Annotated in this window: 16 protein-coding genes; 9 read left to right on the top strand and 7 right to left on the bottom strand. The window is 57.0% G+C overall.

The features are described 5' to 3' along the window. Positions 1-3: 3 nt before the first annotated feature. The 4 genes from ACIX8_RS24175 (at position 4) to ACIX8_RS24160 (ending at position 2338) form a co-directional block, all read left to right on the top strand. Complete coding sequence (locus ACIX8_RS24175; protein ID WP_014268034.1) at positions 4-486, top strand: SRPBCC family protein; 483 nt, start codon at positions 4-6, stop codon at positions 484-486. 152 nt (positions 487-638) lie between these two features. Continuing rightward, a complete protein-coding gene (locus ACIX8_RS24170; protein ID WP_083836783.1) occupies positions 639-947 on the top strand; it encodes a type II toxin-antitoxin system Phd/YefM family antitoxin in 309 nt (102 codons plus the stop codon). After that, positions 944-1360 (top strand): type II toxin-antitoxin system VapC family toxin, encoded by a 417-nt coding sequence (locus ACIX8_RS24165; RefSeq protein ID WP_014268032.1) that lies wholly within the window; start codon positions 944-946, stop codon positions 1358-1360. Before ACIX8_RS24170 ends, ACIX8_RS24165 begins: the two co-directional genes overlap by 4 nt. A 69-nt stretch (positions 1361-1429) precedes the next feature. Beyond that, positions 1430-2338, top strand: coding sequence for an NADP-dependent oxidoreductase (locus ACIX8_RS24160; RefSeq protein ID WP_014268031.1), 909 nt, complete (start codon positions 1430-1432; stop codon positions 2336-2338). A 177-nt stretch (positions 2339-2515) separates the two neighbouring features. Here ACIX8_RS24160 and ACIX8_RS24155 read toward each other — a convergent pair whose 3' ends face one another. After that, positions 2516-3097, bottom strand: coding sequence for a Jag family protein (locus ACIX8_RS24155; protein ID WP_014268030.1), 582 nt, complete (start codon positions 3095-3097; stop codon positions 2516-2518). 414 nt (positions 3098-3511) lie between these two features. Further along, complete coding sequence (gene yidC / locus ACIX8_RS24150) at positions 3512-5317, bottom strand: membrane protein insertase YidC (protein WP_014268029.1); 1806 nt, start codon at positions 5315-5317, stop codon at positions 3512-3514. Between the two features lie 273 nt (positions 5318-5590). Between yidC and mnmE the strand changes: the two genes are divergently transcribed. Then, complete coding sequence (gene mnmE / locus ACIX8_RS24145; RefSeq protein WP_223295431.1) at positions 5591-7126, top strand: tRNA uridine-5-carboxymethylaminomethyl(34) synthesis GTPase MnmE; 1536 nt, start codon at positions 5591-5593, stop codon at positions 7124-7126. A gap of 39 nt (positions 7127-7165) precedes the next feature. On the opposite strand, the gene ACIX8_RS24140 is transcribed toward mnmE, so the two are convergent. Beyond that, a complete protein-coding gene (locus tag ACIX8_RS24140) occupies positions 7166-8758 on the bottom strand; it encodes a hypothetical protein (RefSeq protein WP_014268027.1) in 1593 nt (530 codons plus the stop codon). 236 nt (positions 8759-8994) lie between these two features. Between ACIX8_RS24140 and ACIX8_RS24135 the strand changes: the two genes are divergently transcribed. Further along, positions 8995-10389, top strand: coding sequence for a hypothetical protein (locus ACIX8_RS24135; protein WP_150110728.1), 1395 nt, complete (start codon positions 8995-8997; stop codon positions 10387-10389). Positions 10390-10519: 130 nt separating this feature from the next. Here the strand turns inward: ACIX8_RS24135 and ACIX8_RS24130 are convergent, their stop codons facing one another. Together ACIX8_RS24130 and ACIX8_RS24125 are read right to left on the bottom strand one after the other, a co-directional pair. Further along, a complete protein-coding gene (locus ACIX8_RS24130; protein ID WP_014268025.1) occupies positions 10520-11824 on the bottom strand; it encodes an O-antigen ligase family protein in 1305 nt (434 codons plus the stop codon). Positions 11825-11862: 38 nt separating this feature from the next. Beyond that, a complete protein-coding gene (locus ACIX8_RS24125) occupies positions 11863-12969 on the bottom strand; it encodes a GumC family protein (RefSeq protein WP_014268024.1) in 1107 nt (368 codons plus the stop codon). A gap of 190 nt (positions 12970-13159) precedes the next feature. Between ACIX8_RS24125 and ACIX8_RS24120 the strand changes: the two genes are divergently transcribed. The 3 genes from ACIX8_RS24120 (at position 13160) to ACIX8_RS24110 (ending at position 17686) form a co-directional block, all read left to right on the top strand. Next, positions 13160-14764 (top strand): lipopolysaccharide biosynthesis protein, encoded by a 1605-nt coding sequence (locus ACIX8_RS24120; RefSeq protein ID WP_014268023.1) that lies wholly within the window; start codon positions 13160-13162, stop codon positions 14762-14764. A gap of 194 nt (positions 14765-14958) precedes the next feature. Beyond that, a complete protein-coding gene (locus tag ACIX8_RS24115; protein ID WP_014268022.1) occupies positions 14959-15960 on the top strand; it encodes a glycosyltransferase in 1002 nt (333 codons plus the stop codon). 97 nt (positions 15961-16057) lie between these two features. Next, positions 16058-17686: a glycosyltransferase gene (locus ACIX8_RS24110; protein ID WP_014268021.1), complete on the top strand. Its 1629-nt coding sequence runs from the start codon at positions 16058-16060 to the stop codon at positions 17684-17686. Here ACIX8_RS24110 and ACIX8_RS24105 read toward each other — a convergent pair. Then, positions 17683-18534, bottom strand: a complete 852-nt coding sequence (locus ACIX8_RS24105) for a glycosyltransferase family 2 protein (protein WP_014268020.1) — start codon at positions 18532-18534, stop codon at positions 17683-17685. The genes ACIX8_RS24110 and ACIX8_RS24105 overlap by 4 nt on opposite strands. 237 nt (positions 18535-18771) lie before the next feature. Then, entirely contained in the window at positions 18772-20082 is a 1311-nt protein-coding gene (locus ACIX8_RS24100) for a GDSL-type esterase/lipase family protein (RefSeq protein ID WP_223295430.1), read from the bottom strand. Between the last annotated feature and the right edge of the window lie 209 nt (positions 20083-20291).

Here is a 20291-nt window from a genome sequence, read left to right as displayed (position 1 = left end):
TCGATGCAGGTCATTCAGATCGAAACAAGAATTGCAGCGCCTCCGGAGCGCTGCTTTCTTTTGTCCCTCAGTATCGATCTGCATCTGTCGAGCACGGAGCAAACACGTGAACGTGCGGTTGCTGGAGTTACGCATGGCTTGATCGGCCTGGGCGAAACAGTAACGTGGCGTGGCAGGCACTTCGGTTTCATGCTCGCACACGAGACACAGATAACAAAGTATGACTGCCCGCATTACTTTCAGGACGTAATGGTGAGAGGTGTGTTTCGCAGCTTCGAGCATGATCATTTCTTCGAATCAACAAACGAAGAGCGAACACTGATGCGCGATAAGCTCTATTTTGCCGCACCTCTTGGCCCGCTCGGCTGGCTGGCTGAGACGCTTGTCCTGCGTCGCTATCTCACAGACTTTTTGGTGCAACGCAACGAAACCATCCGCCAAGTAGCGGAAGCACCGGAATCGATTTGGAGGGACTTTCTACCCTAGGACACAGGTCCGTGAAGCTTCGGAGAGCAAATACAGGGATCTCTCCACTCCGCATGACGATAAAGCCATCATGCTCCGGTCGAGATGACAACCGTATGAGGTTGGCGAGATAAAGATTGCGGAAGTGATGACCATGGTCATAGACTATGGTCATGAAAGCGACTGCTGCCAATCCGAAGGTCCTCACTATTGCTGCCGGTGAATTTAAAGCCAAGTGCCTGCAACTGATGGACGATGTCAACGAAAAGAAGCTGACGTTGATCATCACTAAGCGGGGCAAGCCTGTGGCTTCCGTCATTCCTCCCATGGAAGAAGAGAAGCCTTTTGTCTCCATTGTTGGCCGTTCGCCAAACATCAAGATTCTTGGCGACATCATGACGCCACTCGACTGGCCCGACCCGGCGGAGAAGTGGAATCGCGTCCATAAAGAGAGCAAGGACAAAGGGAAGAAACGCAAGTGACCGGCTATCTATTGGACACGCATGTCTGGCTCTGGGTACAGCAGCGGGCTACGAGCGAAGTCTCCACGGGTTTCTTTCCGGAGGTGGAGAAGTGGCAACGGCTCGGACGCGCTTACATCTCTGCTGTCTCCATGTGGGAGATCGCGCGGCTTACCGCCGATGGCCATATAGAACTCAGCATGTCCCTGGAGCGCTTTCTCTCTGACGCCACCCGGGATGGTGGGCTTCAGCTCCTCCCGCTTACGACCCAGATTTTGATCGAGTCCACTCGCCTCCCCGGAGACATCCACCGCGACCCGGCTGACCGGATGCTCGTTGCGACGGCGCGTGAGCATGGACTGACGCTCGTTACGCGAGATAAAGCACTGCTGAAATACGCTCTGCTCGGCCATCTAAACGCGCGCAAACCATAAAAGAGAATTCAAAGGTCTGAATGCGTCCCGGCTTAAGCCATCTGCATCTCATTCCGCAGAGGTGCTGCGATGAAGGCAGTTGTACTGCACGAGTATGGTGGACCATCCAAGCTGAAGTATGAGGACTTTCCCGATCCGCAGGCCGGGAAGGGTGAGGTGCTGGTTCGTGTTGCGGCGGCGGGGCTCAACCCGATCGACTGGAAGATACGCTCCGGCGCAATGAAAGAGTTCATGCCCGTGCAGTTCCCCACCGTGCTCGGCTATGACTTTGCAGGAGTCGTGCGCGAACTCGGTGAGGGCGTTACGGGCTTCGCCGTGGGAGATCGCGTCTTTGGGCGCACCGGTGCGTGCTATGCCGAGCTCTGTGTCGTAAAGGCTGAAGAGCTGGCGAAGGTTCCCGAGGGTGTCGAGACAACGACCGCAGGAGCGCTCTCGGTGGTTGCAACCACCGCCGATCAGTTGATCCGTACTGCGGCGAAGCTCCAGGCAGGACAGACCGTGCTGCTGACCGGAGCCCTGGGCAGCGTAGGCCGCATGGCCCTGTTCTGCGCGTTGGAGCTGGGGGCGAAGGTCATCGCGGGTGTGCGCAAAAAGCAGATCGAAGAAGCGCTTGCGCTGGGCGCGACGGCAGCCATCGACGTCAGCGATAAAGACGAGCTGGCCAAGCTTGGCATGGTGGACGCTGTGGCAGACACCATCGGCGGTGCCCTGGCAGAGAAGCTCATTGCCAAGGTCAAACCGGGGGGTGCGTTTGGCAGCATCGTCGGGCCCGTCGGCAACGCCGCGCTGCACCCGACGGTCGAGGTCAATGCCTTTGGATCGCATGCGGATGCAAAGGTGATCGTGCACTATGCAGAGGCGATTCGCGATGGCAAGCTGGCCCTGCCCATCGACCGCATGCTTCCGTTGTCCGATGCGTCCGAGGCTCATGCGGCGGCGGAAAAGGGCGGCGTAGGGAAGATTGTGCTGCTGGCGTAGCTGGCCCTCTCAGGATCGAGTGCCAAACAAAAGGCCCGAGCTATCGATATCACGATAGTTCGGGCCTTTTGTGATTACTGGAAAGCGTGGCGCTGCGCGCCTGACCTCAGCGGCTAAAGCCGCGTGCCGGTGTGGGCTTTTATTAGCACCCGCTTCAATGCGCAATCTGCCAATCGATTAATATCGGCTGCGGCCACTGTCGCGCCGGGGACCGCGGGATGGTCCTCTGCCGCGATCATGGCCAGAGCTGGGACGCTCCTGCGGGATGCGGTAGCCTTCGGGATAGAGTACGACGAAGCGCCGTGGCCCTTCACCGCTGCTGGCCGTCTGCAGACCGGAGTCGCGCAGGAACAGATGCAGCATGCGGCGTTCGCGCGAACTCATCGGGCCGAACTTGTACGGCTCGTCTGTATCTTCCACCTGGTCGATCGCACGCTCGGCAATCTCGCGCAGATTCTGCGCACGTTCCGCCTTGAAGCCGTCGGCGTCAAACGAGATGCGGTCATGGTCTTCCGGTTCGAGCTGCAGAATCTTCGCGGCGATGTGCTCCAGCGAACGCAGGAGTTCTCCATCTCGTTCGGTGAGCAGATCGGAGTCTGGACCTTTGCACTCAATGTAAATATCGCGGCGTTCCAGTCCATCAGGGTCCGCTGCGCCCGCACCTGCAGTGATGCGAAACTTCAGGCGAAGACCGCCGGTGGTGGTTAATAACCGCATAAGAGAGGCGACTTTCTCGGCTGCCTGCTGCAAATCTTCCATCTGTTTCTTCGTCCTTCAATCCTTGAAAAGGATGCCTCACCGAACAGCGCGATAGCAAGCTACATCTTGCTCACGATATCGTATTGCGCATCGCATCACAAATTGCAGTAGCCGTTATGAACTGCGAGACAAACCTTCTACCCGAGGGAAGCATAAGTGTCGTAATTTCGCTATACACCTGCAGGAGATTTGCTTTAACGCAATTGCGGCCTGGGTAAACCCGTACCCTTAACGAAACAGGGCTTGTTCAGCACTCATGCTGTCCCAAAATTGCATTTTGGCATCTCAAAACTTTCTTTCCCTTCCTTCATTACCAAACAAACGGAAAGAAACCAAAACAAAGGCCTCATCTTGACGACGATGAATTGTCGTCAGGATGAGGCCTTTATCTATTCGTGGTTTTCTATCTAAAGGTTAGCGGCGGCCCTGGATGGTCCTTGCACCGCCAACCTTCGCGGCCCCGGTCTTGCGGGCGGCTCGTTTCGCGGCGATCTCACGCATCTCTCGTCCGAGTGAGGTACGGTTCATCACCTGCTGCTGAATGATCATGACGATGTTGCTGATGTTCCAGTACAGCGCCAGGCCCGAGGCATATTGCCACGTCATGTAGCCGGAGAACAACGGCATCATGAAGGCCATCATCTTCTGCTGCTGAGGATCAACACCCGGCGATGGCGTGTAGTACTGCGCCAGGAACGAGGTGATGACCATCAGGATGGGAAGGATGTGATGCGGGTCGGCCAGTGAGAGATCGTGCAGCCAATACCAGTGCGACTGCCGCAGTTCGACCACGCGCGTCATCATGGTGAAGAAGGCGAAGAGCAGCGGCAACTGAATCAGCGAGGGGACACAGCCGCCGAACATGCTGACGCCGTTATCCTTCTGCGTCTTCATGATCTCGGCGTTCATCTCGGCCATCTTCGGATCGGTGGCCTTGGGGTTCTTGTACTTCGCCTTGATCGCGTCGATCTGCGGCTGAATGCGCTGCATCTTCAGCATCGACCGCATACCCTGCACACGCAGAGGAAGCAGGATCAGGTTGATGAGGATGGTGAAGAAGATGATCGCCCAGCCCCACGAGTAATCGTGGACGGCATCCAGCGCATGCGGCAGCGCGGAGTGGACAGCCTGCAGGCCGAGGAAGAGCACCTTGCCGACCGGACCCCAGAAGCCGAAGTCCAGCAGCGTCTCCAGCGTGTTGTTGTTCGCGGTGCGCACGCTCTTGAGCACCTTGATGGACTTGGGCCCAACGAAGAGACGCGTCTGGTTATGGCCTGACACATTGCCGACAGCCGTACCGAGAACAGGCACCTGCGCCGTGCCCTTGGAGAAGCCCGGCATGCGCGACATCTTGTTCACGTCGATCTGGTTGTGCAGCGTGACCAGCATCGCGTCCTGCGGCTGGTCGGGCATAAAGACCGCGGCGAAGTACTGATCGCTGACACCCGCAAAGTCGAACGGCTGCTTGAGCGTCGCGCCACCGGAGGTGTGCTTGATGTCGAGGTGCTCGTCCTTGCCGTTGGTGCTGGTATCAATCTGGCCGTAGCCATAGGCCAGTTGATTTTCCATGTCACCCAGGGCGGCAGGCCAGGCGAGCAGAGCGCTGATCGGTGCGCCGTCACGCAGAACGACGGTATCGGCGTGGATGACGTAGTCGGCGCCGAAGCTGAAGGTCTTGTGCACAGTGACGTTGCCGGCTGCGTAGTCGAAGCTGAGGCTTGCGGGAGCCTGCAGCGAGCCGGTCGCGGAGGGCACGTACAGCGCCTGCTTGAGCTGCTGCGTCAGGCCGGCGTCATAGGTGTAAAGAGAGAGAGGATAGCCAAACTGCTTCGCCGCATCGTCGAGCACGAGATTAAGCGGGTGGCCGGTGGTGTCGTTGAAACCCTTCAACACCCACGAAGTAACCTGTGCGCCACGATTGGAGAACGTGATGCGATAGAGCTCGTTTTCGACAACGGTCGTGCTCTCGGCTGTGCCCTGCACGGTGGCCACCGAAGAGGCGCTGGATGCTGCGGTAGGAGTGCCCGCTGCGGGCGCGGAAGACTGCGGGGTGGCGCTTTGGGTAATGGCCGGGGACTTCTCCGGCGGGGGCGGTGTGTGCTTGGCGCGCCAATACTGCAGGCCGAAGATTACGCCAAACATGACAAGCAGCATAACCATGAACGAGCGGTTGTCCTGGCTTCCGCCACCGCCCTGATTGGGATTACGAATCTCTGGCAAAGGGATTTCCTATTCTTGGCGGTTGCGAGAAAGGCGCAAAATCCGCAACTCCTATGATAAATGGTGGCGGGCATGGCGCGGTGGGATGATTGCTGGGGTATTACAGGGGCAGGGGTTGTAGAGGGGTAGACGTGCGCCGTTGCCTGTTTTTCGTCGTCATCCTGAGCGGTACGCGAAGGCCCCCCGCATTGGGTGTCACCTCTACAGTTCGCGACTGTCCCGAATTCTGGCGCGGCGACAACTGTTGCACGGAACATCCAGCCAGAACCAATCGTGTCATCCTTAACTATGCCCACGCACCCCGCCTCGCCCGACGTCGACACCATCGTCGCGATTTCGACACCGCCGGGCCGCGGCGGTATCGGCATTGTGCGGCTTGCGGGTCCGCAATCGCTCCCCATCGCCGCACAACTCCTCCAACTGACCCAACCGCTGGAGCACGCCCGCGCCCGCTTCGCCCGCGTACTCGATTCCGCGGACCCCAACGCCAAAACTCTCGACGACGCCATCGTCACCGCCTTCCTCGCCCCGCACTCCTACACCGGCGACGACCTCATCGAGATCGCCGCACACGGCTCGCCGGTAGTGCTGGAGGCGATCGTACGCGCGGCACTGTCGCATGGCGCACGCCTGGCAACCCCGGGCGAGTTCACGCAGCGCGCCTTCCTCTCCGGACGCCTCGACCTTACCCAGGCCGAAGCCGTTCACGACCTCATCGCCGCGCAGACGCTCGACCAGGCCCGCGTAGCCGCGCAGCAGATGGGCGGCGCGATGAGCCGCCGCGTGGCTCCGGCCAAGGAGTCGCTGCTGCACCTGATCGCCCTGCTCGAAGCCGGAATGGACTTCGCCTCAGGAGAGCTGGACGACGTCGACGTCGTCCCCCCCTCCCAGATCGAAGCCGCGATCCTCTCCGTGCAGACCCCGCTCGAAGCCCTGGCCGCAAGCTTTCGTCACGGCCAGATGCTGCGCTCCGGCGCCTCCCTCGCGCTGGTCGGCCGCCCCAACGCGGGTAAGTCGTCGCTCTTTAACCGCCTGCTGGAGCGCGACCGCGCCATCGTCACCCCGCTGCCCGGCACCACCCGCGATACCGTGGAGGAATCACTAGCCCTGGGCGGCATTCCGCTACGCCTTATCGACACTGCCGGCCTGCGTCTGCAGGGCGACCGCCCCGCCGACGAAGCCGAAGCCCTCGGCATCGCCCGCTCCCACGAAGCCCTCGCCGACGCCGACCTAGTACTGCTCATCCACGACGCCACGCAGACGATGACGGAAGAAGAACGAACCCTGGCCGCCTCCCTCGAAGGCCGCCCGCACCTGCTGGTGCTCAACAAGATCGATTTGCAGGGTTCGGACTTCAGCCTGAAGAGCACAGCCTTCATGTCGAAGGGCACGAACTTCAGCTCGCAGGACACAAGTTCTAGCTTGAAGGGTACGGGCTTCAGCCCGTACATTCCCACCAGACAAAGCAAAGGGGCTTTAGCCCCTGAGGGAACGCCAGCGCCAATTCTGACCTCTGCCCTCACCGGCGAAGGACTGGAAGAACTGCGCACAGCCATCCTCCGCGCCCTACAAGCCGAGGGAGCCCTCGCCGACTCCGGCGCCCTGAACAACCTGCGCCAGCAGGAAGCCGTCGCCACAACCCTGCAAGCCCTCGCCACCGCGCAAGCCGCCAACATCAACGGCCTGCCTCACGAGCTTATGTTGCTGGATCTGCACGCAGCCTTGCGCGCACTCGACTCTCTGACCGGCGCAACGACGACGGACGATATCCTGGGACGTATCTTCTCGACCTTCTGTATTGGTAAGTAAAGCCGGCAGAGAAGCGTATCTCGCCAGCTCTCTGTAGCGCTAGTGGGTATCACCCGGATGCGGAACACGCCAGACTCCGACCTCGGGATAAATCGTCTCGAGGTCGGGGTTTATCTCGCGAAAGCGCAGGACAAGATTTGCATCGGTGAGGGTGATCGACCCAGCGCTTTGATGCGTGAGGGGCGCTTCGACGGTCATGACCTGCCCGGTGGGTATGCTTGTCCCCTGCATATGGAGCCTGTCATAGGTCTGTCCGGCATGCAGGTACGGAGCTATGAAGTAGTCGATGTGCTCCTTGCTCATATAGCCGGTCAGGGTTTCGCTGACGACTTCGCGGTTATAGGCATAGTCGGAGATGAGTCCGTCTACGGGAAGGATACCCGCGTGAGAGTAGAACGCTACTCCGCCGGGAGCGTCGAAGATCATGACCCGGCTGCCCGGTGGTAGAGCTTGATCGAGCTTCTCGGCAAGCGCTTTTTTAGGTTCTCGATAAGTTCCATTAAAGGAGAGCTGGCCGGTACGAAGATGGGTGTAGGTGAAGTTTGAAAAGAGCCGAAGGGCTCCCAGCATCAGGAAGGCCAGGAAGAAGAAGCCAGCGAGAGCGGGTTCCAGCCAGGCCAGGGCAGGTATGCGTTGCAGCAGCCACTCTGTGACCCAGATGATGCAGAACGCCACAGCCAGGTAGCCTGTGGTGAGGTACCAGGGCGCCATCTGGCCGAAGCTGATGGTGTACATCATGTGCAGGGCGGCGGCGGCCGACGTCAGGAGACAGAGTTTATCGAAGCTTGTTCGTGCTGGCTTGAACAGAAGTGAGGCATTCAGCAGAATGGCAGCGGCAACGGGGTACATGTAGCCTGCCAGGCCCCAATGCTGCACATGGGGAAAGGAGCTTTTGATCGCTCCGCTGATGGGGAGCAGATGATGAAAGTTCGTCCAGTTCCACGCGAGATAGGGGGCCAGTAGCAGGCCGATGATGATGCTCTGCCCGACGCAATCGATGAGCCGTGAGGTCCAGGTAGAAGATTCATCTCTGCGGAAGAGTTCATAGACCAGCACGGTGAATACAAAAAACATAAGGTCGAGGCGTGCGAGCATGACCAGTCCGAGCAACGCGCCCGTAAGCGGATTTCGCCAACGCCCCAACCGCTTCTGCAGATCGGGAAACACAGGAATAACCAGGATCAGCACTCCCAATTGCAGAGAGAGTGCGAGGTTAGCCTCGAGCAGCCGCCACATTCCCACTACCATTCCGAAGAAGAGAAGTGGTACGCATGCAAGCGCTGCGCCCCGCAGCCTGGCAGCCCTGGCGATGTACGCGATCAATGCAATGGAGCCCACCAGAAGCAGGTCCTGGACGATGCCGAGAATCTGGATCAGCGCATTCGATGAGGGCGTGATCCAGGCAGCGATGACGCAGATCCCCATCCATAGGGGGTGATACCCATTGGTCGGCACGATTCCATTGAAGGTGCTTCCCTGCCCATGCACGATGAAGCGTGCCACCTGCGGGTAGAAGAAACCATCGTCGACGATAAAGTTTTCCGGACGAAGGTGAAAAGGAATCGCTAGCAGCAAGCTCCCAATCACGAGAAGGAAGAGATAGATTCGACGAGGTAAAGGATGCGATGGCATAAGAATTACTGCCATCTTACGATATGGCCGTCAGACTTTTATCAAGGGCCCCCAAGCTTCTACAGCTTGCCTCACTACGTACCCTTGCTGCGCGCTACAAGGCATTCGGCGTCCTTCGTTGAAGAGCCACCCAGCTTTGAGCGAACATGATTCCTGTGGCTGCTGTTTGCCCGTCGCAAAATGATTCGAGGTAAAGGACCTTGCTGAAGTATTCGACCTTAGTAAAACAACTAGCCGTGTCCGCTTTGCTCTGTGCGTCCCTTCAGGCTCAGGTCCCCGCCTACAGAGGCACGCCCGGCAATGGGAGCGAACCGGCCAGGTCTGCCGCAGTGACGCCCACGAACGGTTCGGGGAGCGGAGTCGAAGTTGCTGCAGACAGCGGCACGGATCTGGGGGCCCAGGTTAACGCGGCGATTCTCAAGCTTCCTCTGATGCCTGTCCATACCTCGGGAGAACGCGTGCAACATTGCGGAGTTATCAGGATCCCACCCGGCAAGTATTCATCTTCGACGACGATGATCAAGCCGAATTGCGTAACGATTGAGGGGAATGGAGCGCAGATTGTTTATCTCGGCAAAACCATGGCCATTGCAGAGGCCGGCTTCCTGTCCGACTCTTACGCGAATGTCACCGGTGGAATCAACAATCTCTGGTTGCAAGGGCCAGGAAATCATCTTGGCGCGGGCTTCGGCGATACCACCGGTCTTCTCATTGGCGGCGATCCTTCGGGTGTAGTCGTTCCTTCCGACTATGGCGCATATGCACAGTCGAATCAAAATCTGCATATTGAGGGTTTCCACACGGGCATTATGCTTGGTGGCTTCAGTTCGCTGAACAGTCAAATGGGCGGAGAGATTTCGAATAACTATCAAGGAATTTGGGCGCCGAACAACACCGTAGGCGCTGGGGAACAGTTCGATCTTTATGCTGTAGTAATCAACAACAATTACCAGACCGGCATAGTAAACGATATCGGGTATGAGATTAAGCAATATGGCGGATCGATCGACTATACGGGCGGTGTTCCTGGCCAGCCTTTCTATGCGGGGAATAAGTTCGCACTAAGCGGCACGAACGTAGCCTACGAAGGGCATGGAGTTCACTTCGAACAGGACTCCGGCCCCATCATCAATATGGTGGGAAATTCAAGCATATTGAGTCTCTTCGGCGGCACTGTTTACGAGAGTGCCCGGCCCGGAAGTTCGAAAGCGTTTCTCCAGGTGTTCGGATTGAATAACACGATCATTCTCGAGGGGGTGGATTTTCAGGCTGAGCACCCCATGGCTGAACTCATCGACTGGAATGGCACAGGGACGGCGGGAAGCCTGACAATTCATGGCTCTGCCGGCAACTACGCACATGCAACCCCCGTGGTCGGGAACACAAAGGGCATCTCGGCATGGGATGTCGTAGAAGGGGATACGCACTTCGGAGCCAATGGTGTGATTTCGCAGAGCACAGCAACGGGGATCGTTCAGGGTGGCTTGACCTGGACCAATGGCTCTGGCCCACCTCCTCCGGGTGCTGGGGTTTGCGTTACCGGATCGCTTTATAGCAATCTTTCAAGTGGAGATAGCCTGTATGGGAAGAGCCTGTATGTGTGTGAGAACAAGAAGTGGGTTGCGAAATAGGCAACTGGGGCTCGTGAGCTAGATCAAATTCCTGTAGGTGTATGGCGGAACCGCGACATTTATGGCCGTTTTTCCCCAGAAAAACGGCACTGCACGCCCGATTCAACTTCCCAGTAACAGGAAATTTGCTCTAAGTGGATGGCGTGAGAGTCGCATTCTTCTTGCTTCTGAGCGTGGCGAGTGTGGCAAGCGCGGCGTAGTTTATCCCCGAGAGGGGATGAAACAGCAGGGGGTTGGTCAATCCCGCTGCGACCCAGAAAGCAAGCAACAGCGTGATTCCAATTCGATCCGACCACTTTAATGGGCTCTTCCACCAAAGGTGGTCATAGTAGTAGAAACCCAGGATCAAAAAGAGCGACGTCCCCAGAAGGCCAATCTGGGCGGGAACGGAAAGCAGTTGTACTTCATAGGCAGCGCGCCCTGCCTCGGTCTCGCCGCGTACGTCTTCGTTCGTATAGCTTCCCATGCCATGGCCAAAGAATGGAGCCGAAGTGAAGAAGCGGAGCAAGGGCGGAACTTGCTCCGTGCGTAGCTCATCCGAGCCTCCGGCAACAGCTGTCGAAAAGCGAAGCTGATACACGCTCACGAGAGCAGGCAGGGCCGCGAGGAAGGAGAGGCTGAGTACGACGATCACGCTGAGCTGAAACCTGTCCCTCTTTCCCAGGGCAAGACCCACGATAAAGGCGAAGGCCGTAAAGCCCCAGAAGAAGCGTGAAAAGCTGAAAGTGACCGAGATGAGCAACAGCAGAATCATCAGCGATGCCAAGGCATTGCCGATCTTCAGACGGTCGCGATGACGCAGGAGAATGAAGACGCAAACTGGAATGAGTCCGTCGGAGACAAACTGGACCCGTCCAAACAGGTCTCCCAGATCCATTGTCATCAACTCGGTGTCAAAGATCTTGTCCAGCAATTGCACCATCTGGACCACAGGGATACCGCGTATTACCGCATAAGCGATGACTGCAATCTTTAAAACTGCGGCTGCGAGTACGGCATTCAAGATGAGACGCAGAAATTTTATCCGCCTGGTCTCATCGTTATTACAAAAGATGGTGGCCAGCCAGCAGATCAGCACCGTAATCAGGATGTCCATGTATTGGCGCATTACACCCGATAAGGCGAAGCCATTACTGAGTCCCAGGACCACCCAGCCTGTGAGAATGGCGGGAACCGCGATCGCCAGCGCGATCTCGGTTGGCGTGGCCTGCTTGCGATGGAACAAGCTGTAAACAGACAGGGGAAGCAGGCCCAGAAACATGGGGGACTTGAAGTTGAATCCGTAAAATGAACCACCGGGCAGGGCGATGGTGGCAAAGACGTACACGTAGAAAAACCAGTCGAAGGCGTTGTCGAAAAAGGCCAGAATATCTGGCTGTCGACGGGTCTGCCCGAATTGCTGTCCTGCGGCCTGGATTGAAATGGGACCCTCCATCGGATCGTCTCCCGGAACCGGTAGCCAGCGTCCGGAGGTTACCGGGCCTGCTGTTGCGCAACCCGAAACAGGACCCATACCGTACCTGCCATGAGACCAAGAATGAGGCCGATGAGCATGATGATGCCACGATGAGGGCCTGACTTGGTGTCGGGGACAGTCGCCTTGTCGATGATCTGGAGTGGTGTGTCCTTTGCCTCATCAAGGCGCGCTGCCTCATATTGCTTGGCTATGCTCTCGAAGAGGACCTCGTGGTACTTGACGTCACGAGCCTTGCGAATGTATTCGAGCTGCATCTCTGGTACCTGGGCGGTAGAGAAGCTGCCGAACTGCCCTTTGTTTTGGCCATTTTCAAGTTGAGCGACATGTTCCTTCAGACTGGCAATCTCCTGACGGAGACGCAGGACGTCGGGATTGTCTTCGGACTCATAATACTGGAGGGATGCCAGGCGCACCTCGCGTTCGGACACCTGCGAGCGCAGTTGAGCGAGGGTCTGAAGTTCGGACGCGGTCTGTCCGGCGGGTGCGATCAGGCCGGATTTTTCCTGGTCCTGCTTGAGTTCAACCTCTGCGTTGGCCAGATCGTCGCGCTCCTTGGCCAGGCGCTGCTCGTAGAAGAGTCTGCGCTGGGAGCTTTCAGTGAGCGCCAGGTTAGCCGATGCATCCTGGAGTGCCTCGAGATAACCATTGGCGAGGTCGCTGGCTCGCTGGGGGCTCTTGTCCGTTACCTCAATCTGGATGATGGAGGATTTGCTGTCTGCCTCGAAGTTACTGTGGGCTGTAAGCGCTTTGGCGGCATCACTTTCTTTTTTTACCTTATAGACCTTTTTCAAATCGAAGCGCTGGATCAAGGCGTGAGAGACGGAATGACTCTTCAGAAGTCCTACGAAGAGGTCGGCCTGGCTTTTGCCGCCGAGTAGGCTGCTGGCGCCGCCGCCGCCGCCCAGTGCCGATAACTGCCCCATCATGGCGATTGCACTGGAGCCACCTGTGTTTGTTCCGGGGGGCAGGAATGTGGCGCTGGCCGTATAGGTAAACGGGAGAACAAAGGCCAGAATTGTCGCGAGTACGAAGACACTCGCGCCACTGAGGAGAATGGCCTTCCTGTTCTGCCAGAGAATATCTATAAAGTTGCTAAAGGTCATCGGTGTACTTATTGTCGTTGCACCAGGAATAGAATCTTGGTCAGTTTCGATGGCCTGCTGCCGTGGTCGCGTCGTGTCCATAATGCTGAATTCTTTATACGCGCTTTCAGGGTGCTTCAGCACCCGGCAAAGGGTGAGGGAGTGCTAATGATAGTCCATTCGCCGGGGAAATGCGTACACTGAGCTAAGCATGGAGAAAAAAAACGACTCACCGAATATCCCTCCGGACCCGTCCGATTTCGGTAAGTCTTCCGTACCTGCATCCACCATCCGAACTATATCCAAGAATGCCTCGGCGAACCTGATTCGCCAGGGAAGTGCCTGGGTTCTGGTCTTGGTCCTGCCGCCATTGTTGGTCCGTACGCTGGGTAAGGACAGCTACGCCATCTGGGTTCTGACGCTACAGATGGGCGGCTATATCTTTCTGGTGGACAGCGCGATCCAGGGAGCGGTGGGCCGTTTTGTGGCGCAAGCTGATAGCAGGAATGATCTGCGCTATATGTCGCAGATGGTGAGCAGTGCATTGGTCTTATTGCTGGTCGCCTCTTGTGTGGCTACGGTAGCTCTTCTCGGTTTGGCCTGGAAGCTTCCGGACCTGCTACAGCACAGCTCGCAGACTATGAACGATATAGCCCGGCGAGTCCTCCTGATTATCGGGTTCTCATATATCGTGACGCTTCCCTTCGCCGCCACTGCAGGCATTTTTGTTGGGCTGCAGCGAAATGCTGTCATCACTATCGCAAGCACGACGGGAAAGGTGATCAGCGCGGTGGGAACGGCCTGGGCTGCGCTTCATCATTGGGGCCTGGTCTGGATGGCCAGCCTGAGTTCCATCGGTGTCCTGGTTCAACCTCTTATTTACTGGCTGGCCCTTCGCCGCCTTCCAGCGCGGCCGCAGTTTGGTGTTCGCCTGCTTTCGCGCAGCTCCGTCCGCGTATTCTTTTCATTCTCGGCAGCCATTCTGCTGACCCAATTTACTTCGCTGCTCATCTCGGGTCTCGACATGCCGATCGTGACGGCCTTCGATTTCCAGCATGCGGCCTATTACGCAATCGCGACCACGCTGAGCAACATGCTGATGGTTCCATACAGCGCGATCATCACCCCGGTGATGCCGATTGCTACCGCAATCCATAGCAACAGTACGCCAGAACATCTCGGCCGGGTACTCCTGAAGGTCACACGCTTCTCCACCTGTCTTCTATGTCTTCTTGGTCTGTTTCTCTCTTTGGGACTACACCCGATGCTGAGCTGGTGGATCAGTACGGACTATGCGTCGCACGCGGCCACTTTTGCCGAAATATTGATACTGGCACAGATCGTGCGGCTTACCCTGATGCCTTATGCGCTGGTTGGATTCAGCGCCGGGCAGCAGCGTCAGATGCTCTTGTCCCCGATCGGAGAGGGTGTCGTCAACCTGGCCTGCAGCGTCATCGGTGCAAGCTTGTATGGAGCGGTCGGGGTGGCTCTGGGAACCTTGGTAGGAGCCATAGCTGGTGCTGCCCTCCACTTCTTCGTCAGCATGAAGAAGACGAGCGCGGTTCAGTTTTCCCGGGTGGAACTTCTGCTGCAGATCCTGCGGCCGACTTCACTCATGGTCGTACCGATGGGGTTGTTCCTGGTGATTCATCGGTGGTTGCATGGCAACAGCTCCACGTTTGCGCTTACGGTTCTATGTGAAGCGCTTGCGGCTGGAATGTTATGGCGAATGGTGCTTCGTCCTGACGATCGTCGTCTCCTTACGGACCACTTACAATCAAGACTGCTGCGGCTGCGTTCTGTCCTGGCAACCTAGACGTTGACTTGTCTGCTGGATTAGGGCCTCGCCGAGAGGGACCGGCGTTGTCTCCATTGTTGGCACAGCATATCGCCCCAAGGACATTCCTATCGAAGATCGCCGAATCTCAGAAGGGCGAAAAGCCTGCCGTTAGAGTCGCTTGGCAACCGTCCAGGACACGGCGTTTGACTATAATCGCCAGAGATTAATCGATGATGCCTGAACAAAATCCGTCGTTGCGTATTTCAGTAGTGATGTGTACCTACCGGGGTACCGCGCATCTGGCGGAGCAGCTGGACAGTATTTTGAGGCAGACGAGGCAGCCTGCGGAGTTGATCGTCTGTGACGACAACTCGGGTGACGGCACAGTTGCGATCCTGGAGCAGTTTCGAGAGAAAGCCGGTTTTCCCGTACACGTTATCGTCAATGCAGAAAACCTGGGATCGACGCCGAACTTCGATCAGGCTCTCGAACGGGCGAACGGAGATCTCATCGCATTGTGTGATCAGGATGATTTCTGGTTCCCGGAGAAGTTGAGCCGTATGGGCGCAATTCTCGAACTCGACCCGACACTGGGAGGCGTTTTTTCAGATGCCACTCTGATCGATGATCGCGGAGCACCTGCTAGGGGGAGCGAGCACAATCAGTCTGCGCAGACGCTCTGGCAGCTTCATGGTTTTGATCGTAGCAAGCAGGAACAGTTCAAACGCGGTGGGGCGATCGACCTGTTACTCCAGCGTGACATCGTTACTGGGGCTACGCTGATGGTTCGCGCTGGACTTCGATCCTGCTGGCATCCCATTCCTGCGTCCTGGATTCACGATGGCTGGATTACCTGGATGCTGGTTCTGCAGTCGCGGATCGTGCCCGTGCAAGAGACTTTAATTGGGTATCGTTTGCATGCCCAACAGCAACTGGGTATCGGCGGTAGCTCGCGTGCGGAGCGGTTGAAGCAGATAAGAGACACGGAGCGAAAGCGATATGCACGCGTCTCAAATCAGTTTGAGGATCTGCGTTTGCGAGTACAGGAACTTTCCCCTTCGAATATCAAGCTGTTGAAAGCTCTGAAAGAGAAGGTCTTGTTTCTCCGCCAACGTTCTCTTATGCCGCGTAATCTCGTGCTCAGGGTCTGCTGGATATTGGCTCATCTCAGGCACTATCAGCGCTATGCTCGAGGTTGGCGTTCACTGCGTAAAGATCTTTTCCTCTCATGATGCCTGCCGTCTTGAGCGTGGTCATGTTGTTCTGGTCCGCCCCTCCTGAAGCGTTCTGGTTCTGCTCCAGGAAACACAAACAATCAGAGGCTATTGCATGAAGCGGCGCATCATTGCTGTCATCGTTTTGTACAAGATCGCAGTGGAGGAGTCTGCCAGTTACCGGAGTCTTCTGCGGGCGGCGCAGCACGTTGCTTCCGACCTGCTCGATCTCCTGATCATCCTTCATGACAATACGCCGGGAGCCTCTCCTCCCGCGGGTTTGCCTGCGAACGTTATCTTTGCTGCCGATGCCAGCAATAGCGGCCTGGCAAACGCCTACAACAATGCTCTTAGCATCGCGGTAGAAGACAAATATGACTGGTTGCTGACGCTTGACCAGGACACCGAATTGCCGGTGCATTCCCTCGAAGTATTTCTCGACGTAATTGCCCGGGTTGGCGAACGCCCGGATGTCGGCGCCATCGTGCCGCAGATACTGGCTGGTGGGCGTGTGGTCTCGCCCAACTACTTCGCTGGTGGGGCTTGGCCACGCTGGTTCCCGGCAGGCTTTGATGGGATTCCCGATCAGACTGTCTACGCCTTCAACTCCGGATCTCTGGTCAACGTGGCCGCGCTAGCGCAGATAGGAGGCTACTCGCCATGGTTCTGGCTCGATAACAGCGACTCGTCCTTGTATAAGCAACTCGGCAACTTTGGCAAACGAGTATATGTTGCCGGCTCGCTGGAGCTCGGTCATGACTTCTCCATGCTCAACATGCAGGAGCGCGTCTCGCCAAGGCGATATAAAAACATCCTGATCGCAGAATCCGCATTCTGGGACCTGGAGATGAACGTCCTGGCGGGATTCGAGCGGACGGCACGTCTGCTCGGCAGGGTCCTCAAGCATTGGATCAGGCATGACAGCAAGGAACTGCGCCGGCTTACACTCGAAGCTCTCTGGCTTCGTCTGTTTCGAACCCGTACCCATCGCATCGCGCGTTGGAGGTCTGTTACCCGTGAACAACTGGGGCCAGCCTTGGTCACATGGAAACGGCCTGCGGGGCCAAAGATCTCAGTCTGCATGGCTCCCCATAACGGGGAACATTACATCGAGGCGCAGTTGCGATCCATTGTTCCCCAGCTCGGGTCTAAGGATGAGATCGTAATCGTCGATGACGGTTCTCAGGATGGCACGCTACAAATCGTCCGGCATCTTCAGGAGGAGCTAGCCACTAATTCTCAGACGCCTAAGATTCTGTTCGTTTCGCATGCCGGGAAAAAAGGTCTCGTCTCGGCGTTTGAGGATGCGCTGCGTTGCGCTACAGGTGATCTTCTCTTTCTATGCGACGATCACGACCTGTGGATGCCCGACACGGTGCGCAAGGTGACTGCTGCTTTTAAAGCGCAACCTGCGGTGCAGGTGATCGGTAGTGGCGTGGCGCTGATCGACGACCATGGGAAGCCAGTTACAAATCTGTCGCACAACCCCTCTCGGATACCCCTGTTGGCCTTTCGATCTTCGCTGCTGCGACATGTACTTCCGTTCCCCATCGGGCAGCCTTTTCTGCCCGATGTCTGGATCGGTGCCAGCAACACCATGTCTGGTGGTGACACGTTCTTTATCGACGAACCATTAGTCTTGTGCCACTTGAACAGCAGGAACGCCAACCAGGGCCTTAGCCGCTGGACCCAGGTCAAACTTCGGCTGCAAATCGTCAGAGCTCATATGCGCCGAGCATTCTAGAGATCGAACAACAGCACCAGGACATATTTAAATATGCCGATCACCATAAACGGAGAGCGATTTTTCGCGTTGATCTTTGCGTCGTTGCGCGCTGTCATCAGCCTCGTTTTGCGCGACATTGATTTTCGGCTCTGCCAGCCCCGGCAGTGAAAGCCCTTAAGCGCAGGGTGATGGATATTCAACCAGCCGGCTCGCCGTACCCGCCAGGCAAGGTCGGTATCCTCCTTGTACATAAATAAGCTTTCGTCAAAAAGCTGATCTCCATGTTCAACGACAGCCTCCATCGCTTCGCGCCGTCCCATCGCGACTGCGGCGCAGACCCACGGAACTTCGTTGGGTGCTGTGTACTGTGCCAGCGCTGTTACGGGCAGCCCTTCGTCGCGTTCCACTATCCGTCCAAATCTTCCCCGCACTACGCCGGTCGAATCGATGGCATCGAGGGGCTGATGTGTGTCGATGTCATATCGGATAAGGGAGGGAGTAACCAGCCCGACAGACGGCGACTCCTCCATGTAGGCCAGGGCGCGTTCGAAAAAGTCTGGAGCCAGAAAAGCGTCAGGATTGAGAAACAGCACATAGTCCAGATCGCGGACAAGCCGCCAGCCCAGGTTGTTTCCAACGCTGAATCCCACATTATTCTTTCGAATGATCTCAAGTGGAAGCGATGAGCTCGATGCCATCTCAAGAAACTGTGGCTCAGGAGAGCCTGAATCTACGATGATGATCCGGTCTGGCAATCGTGTCTGAGCTTCCAGCGCTCGCAGGTACTCTTCGAAGAATCGGCCGCTGTTGTAAGTTACCGTGATGACGCCGACCGTCGGAGTGCGTGTTTCATTAGGTTCTGGCATATTCCTGTTACTTATTGTCTCCTATGCCTGCCTGAAACCCCATTCGCGGCTAAGGCGACAATTGATTGCCAAGAATCGCCAAAGATGCGCCATCGTTTTGTGAAATAGATTAGTAATCGACCTCCATTCTCCATTGATCAATGAATTCTTCTATTAGACGAAGAAACCATTGAGACCAGATCCAAGAAGGGCTTCAGTGCTCGCCTTGTTGTGCAACGCTGAGGTTCCTGCTGCAGTTCACCGGGGAGCAAGCAAGGATGTCAGAGGAATAGCGGATGACTGGACGCCGTAGCCTACACCGTTGGGGTGGAAGTTATCGCTGCTGTAGAAGCTCGGCATCATGAAATCCGGGTGGACAGGATAAAGGAGTGCGTTATCGAAGTCCGCAATGGCGACTACGCCCGGAAGCAGGGCTCCTGTGGTTCGGATCCAGTCGTTCAGGGTGCGGCGTTGCGTTGACCCAGGGTTCTCTGGGCCAGGGTAGAGATCGCCCTGATACGGATTGGCCGCGGAGGGCAACAGGTCCGCACTTGAGGTAGTACAGTACTCTGCCGGGGGAAGAGTAGCTAGAATGACGCGTACGCCAACTGCTTGAGCCTGGGAGACCATATTGGATAGCGAGGCTTCGACATTGGTGGCTGGAACGCAATCCTCGCGAAGATCAATTCCCCCGAAATAAATCACAACTGTCTTAACCCCGGCCTGCTGCAGGACGTCATGCTTCATTCGATCGATACCCGCCAGACCTGTGCCGGCCGCGGTACTGGCGTCTTCCCCTGCCGGGTCACCGAGTTCGCCCGCATTCAACACACCGAGCCGGTAGCCTGCGGACATAAGTTGACGCGCCAACCAGTCGGCTGGACGATCGTTATCCTGGCCTGGGATGGCAACATTCAGCACTGGGTAGGAATTGGTATCTCCGTAGTTGGACTCATGGCCATCGATTGAGGAACTGCCAAAGAGTGCGACAGTGCCCTGGTACGAACCATAAGTATCGATGCCGGTCAGTAGATACCACTCGGTCACAGCCTGGGAAAAGGAGGCTCCGGAGGCATCGGTGGTGGTATTGCCAGCCTGGGAGACCGATTCGTAGTTCGTGGTGACCTGAGAGTCATGCTGGGTGAGCGGTGGGAAGGCCCCTTTCATGTAGACAGATACGGCCATCGTTTCGCCAAAAGCATAGGTAATATTCACCGGATCGGAAACGACTTCCTGCCCGGCGGCGAGCGTGATGCTGGAGGCGCCGGCGAAGGTAAGAGGAGTATCTCTCGTGGGATCGATCGCGGCCCCACTTCCCGTGGCTACGGCAAGGCGGGCGGCGCCGATGGTGATCGGGGTTAAGCCGAACAGATTGGAAAAGTGGACCCGTTCCTGGGTGCCGTCGATGGTCGGTAAAAGCAGGAAACGGAAGCTTTGCTCGTCTCCACCCGGATTTTCGGCTGCCGGCAGGGCATTCTCCGGAGAGGCTCCCCAGGCAACTACCCACTGCGGAGAAGAGGGTATGGAAGAGGCCGGTGGGCTGGTGACCGGTGGCTTTACGGATACCACCCCTCCACATCCAGACAGCGTCATTACAGATAAGGGTATGGCTAGAAGACAGCACACAACATGGGAACGCAGAAGAGTAGACACTTTCACAAAAGACTCCAGAAACAGAAAACGGAAGTTCATACAGGAATGGAGCTGGGCATAGCACACACGACAGAGCAACGGCTCGCCCAGCCCGGAAAAACACACAACTTTCATACAAGTGGACG

Origin of the sequence: Granulicella mallensis MP5ACTX8 (assembly GCF_000178955.2) — a bacterium.
Taxonomy (GTDB): Bacteria; Acidobacteriota; Terriglobia; order Terriglobales; family Acidobacteriaceae; genus Granulicella; species Granulicella mallensis.
Note: the sequence above shows the minus strand (reverse complement) of the source record. Positions and strands in the feature narration are given on the sequence as shown.

Excerpts from the sequence above, each read along its gene's own strand:
- ACIX8_RS24140 (WP_014268027.1), bottom strand. The coding sequence starts at position 8,758 with ATGCCATCGCATCCTTTACCTCGTCGAATCTATCTCTTCCTTCTCGTG.
- ACIX8_RS24160 (WP_014268031.1), top strand. The coding sequence starts at position 1,430 with ATGAAGGCAGTTGTACTGCACGAGTATGGTGGACCATCCAAGCTGAAG.
- ACIX8_RS24175 (WP_014268034.1), top strand. The coding sequence starts at position 4 with ATGCAGGTCATTCAGATCGAAACAAGAATTGCAGCGCCTCCGGAGCGC.
- ACIX8_RS24155 (WP_014268030.1), bottom strand. The coding sequence starts at position 3,097 with ATGGAAGATTTGCAGCAGGCAGCCGAGAAAGTCGCCTCTCTTATGCGG.
- ACIX8_RS24130 (WP_014268025.1), bottom strand. The coding sequence starts at position 11,824 with ATGGAGGGTCCCATTTCAATCCAGGCCGCAGGACAGCAATTCGGGCAG.
- ACIX8_RS24115 (WP_014268022.1), top strand. The coding sequence starts at position 14,959 with ATGATGCCTGAACAAAATCCGTCGTTGCGTATTTCAGTAGTGATGTGT.
- ACIX8_RS24120 (WP_014268023.1), top strand. The coding sequence starts at position 13,160 with ATGGAGAAAAAAAACGACTCACCGAATATCCCTCCGGACCCGTCCGAT.
- ACIX8_RS24105 (WP_014268020.1), bottom strand. The coding sequence starts at position 18,534 with ATGCCAGAACCTAATGAAACACGCACTCCGACGGTCGGCGTCATCACG.
- ACIX8_RS24110 (WP_014268021.1), top strand. The coding sequence starts at position 16,058 with ATGAAGCGGCGCATCATTGCTGTCATCGTTTTGTACAAGATCGCAGTG.
- ACIX8_RS24125 (WP_014268024.1), bottom strand. The coding sequence starts at position 12,969 with ATGACCTTTAGCAACTTTATAGATATTCTCTGGCAGAACAGGAAGGCC.
- ACIX8_RS24170 (WP_083836783.1), top strand. The coding sequence starts at position 639 with ATGAAAGCGACTGCTGCCAATCCGAAGGTCCTCACTATTGCTGCCGGT.